Source organism: Corallococcus sp. CA053C (genome assembly GCF_003611675.1).
In the GTDB taxonomy this organism is placed as follows: domain Bacteria; phylum Myxococcota; class Myxococcia; order Myxococcales; family Myxococcaceae; genus Corallococcus.
In genome coordinates, this window is the sequence record NZ_RAWA01000353.1 from 1 (window position 1) to 10,415 (window position 10,415).

Genomic DNA, 10,415 nt, shown 5'->3' on the forward strand with positions numbered 1-10,415 from the left:
GGAGAGGGGGAGGGAGGGGGCAGGCGGCCACCCACGAGGCGTTCCAGGTCGGCCCGCGCGATCCAGTAGTCGCGGACGGTCTCCAGGTAGGCCCGCCACGCTTCCACCTGTTCACGTCGCGCGACGAGCAGCGCGGGCAGGCCGATCTGCATCGCGTTGTACTGGCGCTGGGACTCCTCGAGGATGGTGGTGCGCAGCGGGAGCACGACCTTCTGATAACGGTCCGCCATGTTCCGCAGCGTCACCAGCCGCGCCCGCATGGCCCGCACCTCCGAGCGCGCGTTGACGGACAGCTCGGTCAGCCGGTCCTCGCCCTGGCGATACTGCGCTTCCAGCCTCGCGATGAGCCCCTGACGCTGATCAAAAATCGGCAGCTCCAGCGACAGCGTGGGGCCGAAGAGGCGGGGTCCGTTCGCGTCGCGGTGCGTGTGCACGCCCACCTCCACGCGGCCGAAGAAGCGCGTGCTGCGCGCCAGCTCCAGCGCATTCCAGAGCAGCGAGGTCTGCTTCCGCGCCGCGTCGATGTCCAGCCGCTGCCGGATGGCGAGCGTCTCCAGGTGCTCCAGCGACGACTCGGCCGCGGGCACCTCCGGCAGCTTCTCCGACAGCGTCCACTGCACGCGGGCACCGTAGAGGCCCATCAGTCGGTTGAGGTGCTCGCGGGCCTCGAACAGCGCCAGCTCGTCCTGTGCCAGCTCCAGCCGGGCCTGCTCCAGCGACGCCTGCTCGCTGGCGAGCGCCAGCACCGTCACGTTGCCCGCGGCGCGCTGCCGGACCGCGAGCTCCGCGGCGGCGTCGGCGGCCTGGAGCACCTCGCGGCGCAGGGCCACCAGCTGCTGCCGGGACTGCACCTCCGTGAACGTCTGGCGGACCTCCGCCGTGGTGGCCAGCGCCTCATGCGCGACGCGCAGCGTGTCCGCGATGAACTGCTCGTTCGCCACCCGCTTGCGCAGGGGCAGCGTGAAGAGGTCCACGAAGCTCTGCACGATGGAGAACTCGTGTTCGGTGTCGCCGGAGGAGGAGAGCGGAAAGCCGATGCTCCCGTCGAAGGACGGGTTGGTCAGCAGGCCGGCCTGCACCATGTCCGCCTGGGACACGCCCAGCTCCTCGTACGTCCCCTGGAGGGCGGGGTTGTTGAGCAGCGCCACCTCCACCGCGCGGTCCGACGTGAGGTCCCCGCCGAGCAGCGCATCCAGATGGTGTTGCACCTGCGCGTCCTCCGGGGTCCCCTGGTTCCACCGCGTCTTCAGGCCCGTGCGCTCCTCCACGAGCGCGGCCACTTCCGTGTGTCCCCGCTCCTTCTGGACGGAGGCGCAGCCGCTCAGGAGGAAGACCGCGAAGAGGGAGGGGTATTTCCAATGCACTCGAGACCTCGGAACGCTGTGGGTTATCGCAATCCCATGCCCGGAACGAAGCGGCCCACCCGCGCCGCATAGCGCGCGTAGTCGCTGCCGTGCAGCCGCAGCAGGTGATCCTCTTCCAGCCGCACCTGCAACGAGACGAGCAGCACGTAGTCGAGCCAACCCATCACCGTCCAGGCGCTCGGCGTCGCCAGCGTCACGCCCGTCACCACGGCGAGCATGCCGCTGAAGATGGGATTGCGCACGACGCTGAAGAGGCCCCCCGTCACCAGCTCCGTCCGCTCGGAGTCGATGCCGATGCGCCACGACGCGCCCATCTGTACCTGCGCGCGGACCGTGACGATGAAGCCCGCGACGACCAGCGCCCAGCCGCTCCAGCGGACGAACCCGGGGACATGCCAGACGCCCAGGGCCGCCTCCCCGAACGCGAGGTGCGCCGCGCTCCAGAGCACGATGGCCCCCATGAACAGCGCCATGCCCAGTCCAATCACGCGCTGGAGCGGCGGCCCCGACCGGTGCAACACCAGCGCGGGCCTGCCGGTGCGCCGGCTCAGCCGCACGGAGGGCAGCACCATGGCGAAGAGGAGGAAGGTGAGGGTGGAGAGGGGCAGGGCCAGCCGGGTGAAGGCGATGACGTCCATGGGCGACTCGTGAGGAGGGGGACGGTCCTTGCCGTCCCTATTCGCCCCTGCTGACGCTCGGCCCCGCGCGCTCTTACACCTGGTATTTTCACGGACTCGCGCAGGCGCAGTCCACGCACCCCTCAGCACAGCAGTGGCCGCACAGCTCCACCAGCCTGCGCCCCAGGGCCTGCCGGGCCCGGTGCAATCGCACGGCGGCGTTGTTGGGGGAGATGCCCGCCTCCTGGGCGAACGAGGCGACGCCCACGCCCTCCAGGTCGACGCGGCGCACGGCCTGGGCGTACTCGGGCTTGAGGGTGTCCGCGAGCCCCGCCACGCAGCCGCACACCTTCGTCTCCAGCGCCGTGGCGTCCTCGGTGGACAGGGGCAGCTCGCGGGCCAGGGACTCCCGCGCGCTGTCCTCGCGGCGGGCGCGGCGGTGCGCGTCCACCAGCGCGTTGCGCAGCAGCCGGTAGAACCAGGCCACCGCGCTCTGCTCCTCGCGCAGCGACCCTCCCTCTTCCAGGCCCTTCACGAAGGCGGCCTGCAACACCTCGCGGGCCGCCTCCTGGCTCCCCACGCGCGGGGTGAGGAACGCGAGGAAGGCGTGGTGATGGCGCAGCAGGGCTCCGAGTGCTTCGGGAGACAGGCTCATGCGGTGGCCTTCCGTGCCGCCCGGCGGGCCGCGATGCGCTCCTGGAAGCCGTGCACCAGCGCGTAGAACGTGGGCAGGGCCAGCAGCGTGAAGAGGGTGGACGTGACGAGCCCGCCCACCATCACCACCGCCAGCGGACGTTCGATCTCCGTGCCATGCAGCGGCAGCACCAGCAGGGGCAGCAGGCCGAGGATGGCCGTGCCCGCCGTCATCAGCTTGGGTCGCACGCGGCCGAGGCTCGCCTCGCGCACGGCCTCCGCGAAGGGCCTGCCCCGGGCGATGAGGTCCTTCGTCTGCGAGACGAGCACCAGGCCGTTCTGCACCGCGATGCCGAACAGGCCGATGAGGCCCACGAGGCTGGACACGTTCCACGTCTCGCCCGCGAGGAGCAGCGCGAGGATGCCGCCCACGAACGCGTCCGGCAGCGTGGCCAGGATGACCAGCGCCTCCGCCACCGAGTCCAGCGCGAGGTACAGCAAGACGAACACTGCGAGCAGCGCCACCGCGATGGCCACCGTCAACGACTGCGCGGCGCGCTCCTGGCTCTCCACCTTGCCGCCCACGTCCACGAAGTAGCCCGTGGGCAACTTCAGCTGCTTGGCCAGCACCTCGCGCACGTCCTCCGCCGTGCCGACCAGGTCCCGGCCGGACACGCCCGCCTCCACCGCGATGCGCCGGCTGCCCGCCTCCCGCCGCACGCTGCCCGCGCCGAAGGTCTCCTCAATCGTCGCGAGCTGCCCCAGCGGGATGCGCGTGCCGTCGTGCCCATCCACCAGCAGGTTGCGCAGGGCGTTCACGTCGCCCCGGCGGTGATCCGCCAGCCGCAGCACCAGGTCGTACCGGCGCTGGCCCCGCCAGATCTGCGCGGCCTCCTCGCCCACGAGCCCCACGCGCACGGCGCGGATGACGTCCCCGGGCGTCAGCCCCACGCGGGCCACGGCGGCGCGGTTCACCTGGATGCGCAGCTGCGGCAGGCCGCTCAGCTTCTCCATGCGGAGATCCTCCACGCCTTCCACCTTCGCCATCAACGCCTGGGTGCGCTCCGCGAGCGACGCCAGCGTGTCCAGGTCCGGCCCGAAGATGCGCACGGACAGGTCCGCCGGACTGCCGCCCAGCCCCTCGTCGATGCGCATGCCCAGGGGCGTGGTGAAGAGCGCGGACACACCGGGCACCTTCTCCACCGCCTCGCGCATCCGCGACTCCAGCGCCTCGCGGTCCCCGGTGACGTCCTTCTTGAGGACCACCAGCACGTCGGACAGGGTGTGGGGCATCGGGTCCTCGGTGCGCTCGGCGCGGCCGGTGCGCCGCACCACGTCCTCCACCTCCGGGAAGTCGCGCAGCACATCCTCCACGCGGTGGTTGAGCCGGTCCACCTCGTCCAGCGACGCCTCGGGGGGCAGCAGCGTCTGGAGCAGGAAGGCGCCCTCGTCCAGCCGGGGCATGAAGTCGCTGCCCACCAGCGTGGCCAGGCCCAGCGCGGGCACGGTGATGGCCAGCGCCACCACGCGCACCCGGCCCGCGTGGCGCATGCAGGTGTCCAGCAGGGGCGCGTACACCGCCTTCACCTTGCGGATCAGCCACACGTCCTCCGGCTCGCCCTCCGGCGGGGCCCGGAGCAGCAGTCCGGACACCACCGGCACCAGCGTGAGCGCGAGCCCCAGCGACGCGGCCAGACACGCGACCACCGCCGCCGCGAGCGGCTGGTACATGCGGCCCTCGATGCCCGTCATCGCGAACAGCGGGATGAACACCGACACGACGATGAGCGTGGCGAACGCGATGGGCCGGCCCACCTCCCGCGCCGCGGCCAGCGCCTCCTCGCGCACCGAGCGGCGGCCCCGGCCCTCGCGCAGGTCATGGATGACGTTCTCCACGACGATGATGGCCGCGTCCACCAGCAGGCCCACCGCGATGGCCAGTCCCCCCAGCGTCATCGTGTTCAACCCGACGCCCGCCGCCTTCAGCAGCAGCCCCGCCAGCGCCAGCGACAGGGGCAGGGTGAGCGTGACGATGAGCGCCGCCCTCCAGTCTCCCAGCAGCAGGAAGAGCACCAGCACGACGAGGAACGCGCCCAGCAGGATGGCCCGGCCCACGCCCCCCAGCGCGGAGCCCACCAGCTCCGACTGATCATAGACGACGCGCAGCTCCACACCTGGAGGCAGCGAGCGGCGCAGCTCGTCCAGGGCCGCGCGCACGCCTTGCGTCACCCGCACCGTGTCCGCGCCGAACTGCTTGCTCACGCGGCAGCTCACCACCTCGCCCTTGAGCCGGTGCGCGAGCCCCCGCCGCAGCGCCGGCGCCTCGCGCACGTCCGCCACGTCCCCCAGCAGCACCGGGGTGCCGTCGCGCAGCGCGACGACGGTGTTGCTCAGGTCCTCCACCGTCTCCGCGCGGCCCACCGCGCGCACGGCCCACTCCATGGGGCCCTGCACGATGAAGCCTCCGGACGCGTTGACGCTGGCGCCCTCCAGGCCGTGCTGCACGTCGTCGAGCGTGATGCCGCGCGCGACGAGCTGATCCGGATCCAGCAGCACCTGGAACTGGCGCAGGTAGCCGCCCAGCCGCTCCACGCCGGAGACGCCGGGCACCGCGAGCAGCCGGTTCTTGATGTCGAACTCCGCCAGGTCGCGCAGCGCCATCAGGTCCGCGCTGCCGGGCTCCGCCTCCAGCGTGAACTCGAACACTTCGTTGAGGCGGCCGGTGAGGCTGGACACGAGCGGCGCGTCGGTGCCAGGGGGCAGCTCGCCCTCGGCCTGGGCCACGCGCTCCACGACGTACTGGCGGCTGCGGAAGTAGTCCGCGTCCGGTTCGAACTCCACGGTGACCTGCGTGACGCCCAGCTGCGAGGTGGAGCGGATGCGGCGCACCTGCGGCAGCCCCGCCAGCGCCACCTCCATGGGGATGGCCACCGCCGTCTCCAGCTCCTCGGCGCCCATGGCCGCGTTCTGCACGATGATGTTGAAGATGGGCGCGGACAGGTCCGGGAAGACGTCCTGGCGCAGGTTCTTGAGCGCCACCGCGCCGAACGCCGCCAGCGCCAGGACGATCACCACCGTCAGGCCGGGCCGGGCGAACGACGCGCCCAGGATGCGCCCCGGCAATGACGCGCGCGGATCAGTGGCCATGTTCGTCGCCCCCGCCGCCCTTGGACTTCTCCACCTCGGCCTTGAGCAGGAACGCGCCTTCCACCACCACCTGCTCCCCGACGGCGAGCCCCGACAGCACCTCCACCTGAGAGCCCACGCTGCGCCCCCGGCCCACCTCGCGCTGCTCGAAGACGCCGGCCTCCTGGGTCGGCACGAAGGCCACCCAGCCGTTCTCCAGTCGCTGGAGCGCGGCGGCCGGCACCGCGGTGAGCGTGGCGCCCGGATCGCCCAGCGGTACGGACGCGGTCGCGGACATGCCGGGCCGCAGGAGCCCCTTGTCGTTGGTCAGCTCCAACCGCACGGGGATGGTCCGGCTGGAGGGGTCCACGCGCTGCCCCACGTGGCCCACCTTCGCGGTGAACTCCTGGCCCGGGAATGCGGCGAAGGTGACGCGCGCCTCGACGCCGGGCTTCAGCCGCACCGCGTCCCGTTCAAAGGCATGCACGATGAGCCACAGCGATGACAGGTCGCCAATGCGGAAGAGGGGCTGCGCCGGATCCGCCATCTGCCCCAGCCGCGCCGCGCGTTCGATGATGGTGCCGTCGATGGGGGCCTTGAGCACGAAGCCCGGTGTCCCGTCGGTCGCGTTCGTGCTCGCGCCCAGCGAGGTCAACGAGGCCTTCGCCGCGGCGACCTCCGCCTCCGACGCGGCGGCCTCCGCTTCGGCGGCCTGCACGTCCTTACGCGCGACGATGCGCTCGTCGGCCAGGGAGCGCTTGCGGTCGGCGGCCTGTCGCGCGGCGGTGGCGCGGGCCTGCGCGGCCTGGAGCTCCGCGCGGGCGCGGCCCAGCTCCGGGCTCTGGAGTTCCGCCAAACGCTGGCCCTGCTTCACCGCCTGTCCCGTGGTGACGAGGACGGTGGCCACGCGCGCGGGCACGGGCGTGGACACCTCCGCGTAGGCGTCCTCGCTGAAGGTCAGCTCCCCCAGCGCGGTGACGCTCTCGCCACCGGGGCGCGCTTCCACCTTCGCGGTGGTGACGCGCAGGTCCCGGAGCATCTCCTGGGGGACGTGCACGTGGGTCTCGTCCCCGTCCTCGACGTGGGGTTTCCCGTCCGACGCCTCGTCGTGCCCGTGTTCGTCGTGGGCGTCGTCGTGGCCGGCCTTCGAGTTCTTGCAGGCGGTGAGGCCCAGCAGGGCGGTCAGCAGCAGGAGGGCGAGCTTCATGGCGAGACTCCCATTTCGACGGCGTACCGCACGCGAGCGAGCCCGACCTGGAGGAGGCTGTCGAGCCACGCGGCCCGCGTCTCCATCACGTCGCGGCGGATGAGGATGAACCCGGCGAGATCCAGCTCCCCGGCGTCGTAGGAGCGACGGGCGAGCGCTTCGTTGTCGGTGAGCAGCGGCAGCGCTTCCTGCTCGAACATCTCCAGGGCCTCCACGCGCGAGGTGAAGCGAGCCCCCGCGGCGTTGATCTGGTTCGACACGACCTGGCGCGCGGCCTTGAGGGCGTCCCGGGCACGCGCCACCTCCGCCTCTCCGGAGATGCGCGCCTCCTGCCCCCTGGCGAAGAGGGGCAGCGGCACGCTGAGCGTTCCCAGCAGCGCCGTTTCGTCCGCCTCGCGCTGGTAGCGCACGCCCAGGGACACGTCCGGCAGCGCTTCGCGTCGGCCCAGGGTGGCGGTGGCCTGGGCGTGGGCCTCTTCCTCCTCCATCGCCGTGAGGTCCGAGCGCTCCAGCGTCTTGCCCCCGGGGCCGCGAACCGGCGCCAGCGCCAGCGCCCGCAGGTCGCCCTGGATGCTGGAGGCCTCCGTGAAGCTCATGCCCAGCTGAGCACGCAGCTCCGCCAGCAGCGCCTCCACCTCTCCTTCGGCGCCCGCGGCTTCCACCCTCGCCCGGGCCCGGGCCACCCGCGCCACGTTGACGTCCAGGATGGGCACGTCTCCGGCATCGAAGCGGTGCCCGGTGGCGAGAACGGTGTCATCCGCTGCCTTCAGGGCGGCGTTCGCCAGCTTCAGCCGCTCCTCGGCGTGCAGCACGCGCAGGAAGGCGCTGGCCACCTCGCCCACCACGAGCCGCTCCGCATCGCGCAACAGGGCCTCCTCGCGACCGAGTCCGGCCCGAGCGGCATCGCGGCGCAGGCCCTGCTGGCCGCCCAGCTCGAAGGGCTGCGAGAGCCCGACCGCGACATCCGTCCCCCGCGCTCCGGTGGCGAGCCGGCGCGGGCCCGCCTGGAGGTCGAGCTGGGGATTGTCGTGCAAGAGGGGCGCGGCGCCCGCCACGGCGCCCCGGGCGGCCTGGACGCGTGCCCGGGCCTCCACCAGGGCCGGCGCCCGCTCACGGGCCAGGGCCAGGACGGCTTCGAACGTCAGGTCATCAGTGGAGACGACCCGCGCATACCTGGGCGCGTGCGGCGCCGCGCCGACAGGGGGCGAACAGAACAGGGCGGCGGCCAGCCCGAAGGCGGCCGTCGCGGAACGGATGGGCACGGAGGTGGACCTCTCGGAGGGCGGGCGCCCGGCGCCAGCGATCCCGGACAGGGGCCGGGCACACCGGTGACGGAGCGCGTGCGAACGACGACGGACGCGGGCCTACGCGAGAGGGACTATGGGGACGTGCAGGATGTCATCCGCGTCGGCGGACGACGGCTCGGAGTCTTCGAGCGTGATGCGCGGGGCCCGGAGCAGGAGGCTCACGAGGCCCGGCAGGGGCGAGGCGACAGCGAGGGGCCGCACATGGCTGCAACAGGCGCAGTCCACGCAGGTGGGCGCGCACCCGCCCTGGGCTTCGTCATCCGGGCAGCCCGTGACGCAGGCCTCCTCGGGCCCCGGTCCGAAGGCATGCGCGAGGCCGCCTCCCACCGGAGCGAGCAGCAACAGCCAGATGAAGAGCCAGAGGCGGAGCACCGGGGCGGACTTCTAGCACGCCCCTTCACTCGGACGCACGCAGGCAGGCGTTGGACCGCTTCAGCCGCCGATGCCCTTGCGCAGCCGGTTCCAGTCGAAGTTCTCCGCCGGGTCGTCCTTGCGGCCCTTGGGCACCGCGACGTCCTTGTGCCCGAGGATGTTGTTCGCGGGCACCTTGTACTCCTGCTTCAGGTAGCCCACGAGCTGCGTCAGCGCCTTGTACTGCGCGTCGGTGAAGGGCGTCTTGCCGCTGCCGTCGTTGACGATCTCGATGCCGATGGAGCGCGCGTTCACGTCCGTGGGCACGCCGTGCAGCTCCGCCTTGCCCGCGTGCCAGGCGCGCTTCTCATCCCCGACGATCTGGTAGATCTTCCCATCCGTGTCGAGCATGTAGTTCGCCGACACCTTGCTCTGCGGGTTGCGCATCCACGCCAGGTCACCCCTGCCGTTGTTGGAGCCGGTGTGGTGCAGGACGATGGTGTCGATGTCCGTGCCGTTGCGCGAGTCCGCGTTGGGCGACGGCGCGCTGATGACCGCGGGCTTGGTGAACTTCCCCGGCTGCGTGGGCGGGGTCTGCACCGGCGGCTTCCCGAGCGCCTTCTTCAGCGCCGCCGCCGTCTGCTCCCCGTAGAAGCCGGTGGTGGGCAGCTTGTTGGCGGCCTGGAACTTCTTCACCGCCCCTTCGGTCAGCGACCCGAACGTGCCCGGGCCCGTGGCCGCCTGCGCCTTCGTCAGGTAGCCCAGCTTCACCAGCCCGTCCTGGAGCTGCTTCACCTTGGGGCCGGAGTCGCCCTTGCCCAGTCCGGCGGGCGGCGCCGTGATGGCGGTGGACACGGCCGACACCCGCGTGGAGGCGGCGGAGGTGACACGCGAAGAGGTCGGTCGGATGGCCATGGTGGAAAATCCCGGTAAGGTTGGACAGCTTTTGCTTTCGCGATTATCGCCGCGAACGGCCGGGAGTTGTGTGAAACCGCCCCCTTGATGGAACAGCCCCGACCCCCGGTGTTGGGATCGGGCATCGGGGCTGCGGGGGAGCGGCCTCTTCCTACGGCTGGAAGAAGCCAGGCGGGAACGCGTTCGCCGGCTCGGTGTCGACGAAGGTCTTGTCGTCGAGCGTCACGGGCGTGCCCGTCTCATTGGTCTGGTTCTGGACGAGGTCGCGGACGAAGGCCGTGAACTCGGTGCCGGTGGGGCCGGCGTCCGGGGTGCCGGAGTCGGGCGTGCCGGAGTCCGGCGTGGTGCCGCCATCCGGCTTCGGATCATCATCGTCGTCGCTGCATCCCGTGTAGGCCAGGGTGGCGCCCAGCGCGAGGAGGCAGGCCATGGCTCTCAGGCTGCGCATGGCATCACGTCCCGTCGCCGTTGGCGCCCGCGTTGGGCACCGTCAGATAGGGGAACACGGCGTCGAACTGCGAGGAGTCCTGCAGCACGGCGTCGTGGAACGCGGTGTTGCGCGAGGGGGCCTGGACGTCGTCGGCCAGCAGGTAGCCCATGGACACGCGCAGCTCGATGTCCACCACGTCGTCGCCGGGGCGCCGTCCGTTGGGGAAGCCCGCCGGGTCGCAGCCCGCGAGGCCGGTGTCGAGCTTGCCGTTGAGGAAGCAGCCGGCGGCGCCCAGGTTGTTCTGCGCTCCCTTGGCCTTGGTGGGCAGCGCCATGTTCAGGCGCTGCATCTCCGCCGTGGAGCCGTTGGCGTTGACGCCGGTGACGCCGGTGAGGAACGCCGCCACCAGGTCCGCGCGCGGGAAGACGGTGGGCGCCTTGGTGCCGAAGAGGGCCTCCAGCAGGG

10 protein-coding genes are annotated in these 10,415 nt (G+C 72.0%); all 10 read right to left on the reverse strand.

Annotated features, from left to right (window positions below; translation table 11 throughout):
* Positions 1-1,364: TolC family protein (locus tag D7V97_RS33070; protein ID WP_233583379.1), on the reverse strand; the 1,364-nt coding region annotated here is incomplete at its 3' end.
* Positions 1,365-1,387: 23 nt separating this feature from the next.
* The gene (locus D7V97_RS33075) at positions 1,388-2,002 is read right to left on the reverse strand and encodes an isoprenylcysteine carboxylmethyltransferase family protein (RefSeq protein WP_120614608.1); all 615 of its coding nucleotides are present in this window, start codon (positions 2,000-2,002) and stop codon (positions 1,388-1,390) included.
* Between the two features lie 88 nt (positions 2,003-2,090).
* Entirely contained in the window at positions 2,091-2,636 is a 546-nt protein-coding gene (locus D7V97_RS33080) for an RNA polymerase sigma factor (protein WP_120614609.1), read from the reverse strand.
* On the reverse strand, positions 2,633-5,761 hold the full coding sequence (locus tag D7V97_RS33085; RefSeq protein WP_120614610.1) for an efflux RND transporter permease subunit: 3,129 nt from the start codon (positions 5,759-5,761) through the stop codon (positions 2,633-2,635). The genes D7V97_RS33080 and D7V97_RS33085 overlap by 4 nt, the downstream gene beginning before the upstream one ends.
* Positions 5,751-6,947, reverse strand: coding sequence for an efflux RND transporter periplasmic adaptor subunit (locus D7V97_RS33090; protein ID WP_120614611.1), 1,197 nt, complete (start codon positions 6,945-6,947; stop codon positions 5,751-5,753). The genes D7V97_RS33085 and D7V97_RS33090 overlap by 11 nt, the downstream gene beginning before the upstream one ends.
* Positions 6,944-8,209: a TolC family protein gene (locus D7V97_RS33095; RefSeq protein ID WP_120614612.1), complete on the reverse strand. Its 1,266-nt coding sequence runs from the start codon at positions 8,207-8,209 to the stop codon at positions 6,944-6,946. The genes D7V97_RS33090 and D7V97_RS33095 overlap by 4 nt, the downstream gene beginning before the upstream one ends.
* A 102-nt stretch (positions 8,210-8,311) precedes the next feature.
* A complete protein-coding gene (locus D7V97_RS33100) occupies positions 8,312-8,626 on the reverse strand; it encodes a hypothetical protein (RefSeq protein ID WP_120614613.1) in 315 nt (104 codons plus the stop codon).
* Between the two features lie 60 nt (positions 8,627-8,686).
* Entirely contained in the window at positions 8,687-9,520 is an 834-nt protein-coding gene (locus D7V97_RS33105; protein WP_120614614.1) for an N-acetylmuramoyl-L-alanine amidase, read from the reverse strand.
* A 151-nt stretch (positions 9,521-9,671) separates the two neighbouring features.
* A complete protein-coding gene (locus D7V97_RS33110; protein WP_147445075.1) occupies positions 9,672-9,968 on the reverse strand; it encodes a hypothetical protein in 297 nt (98 codons plus the stop codon).
* Between the two features lie 4 nt (positions 9,969-9,972).
* The coding region (locus D7V97_RS33115; protein ID WP_120614616.1) for a DUF4331 family protein at positions 9,973-10,415 on the reverse strand (443 nt) is incomplete at its 5' end.

Bases quoted from the DNA above. Each gene is read 5' to 3' on its own strand.
- D7V97_RS33075 (WP_120614608.1), bottom strand. From the start codon at position 2,002: ATGGACGTCATCGCCTTCACCCGGCTGGCCCTGCCCCTCTCCACCCTC.
- D7V97_RS33080 (WP_120614609.1), bottom strand. From the start codon at position 2,636: ATGAGCCTGTCTCCCGAAGCACTCGGAGCCCTGCTGCGCCATCACCAC.
- D7V97_RS33085 (WP_120614610.1), bottom strand. From the start codon at position 5,761: ATGGCCACTGATCCGCGCGCGTCATTGCCGGGGCGCATCCTGGGCGCG.
- D7V97_RS33090 (WP_120614611.1), bottom strand. From the start codon at position 6,947: ATGAAGCTCGCCCTCCTGCTGCTGACCGCCCTGCTGGGCCTCACCGCC.
- D7V97_RS33105 (WP_120614614.1), bottom strand. From the start codon at position 9,520: ATGGCCATCCGACCGACCTCTTCGCGTGTCACCTCCGCCGCCTCCACG.
- D7V97_RS33110 (WP_147445075.1), bottom strand. From the start codon at position 9,968: ATGCGCAGCCTGAGAGCCATGGCCTGCCTCCTCGCGCTGGGCGCCACC.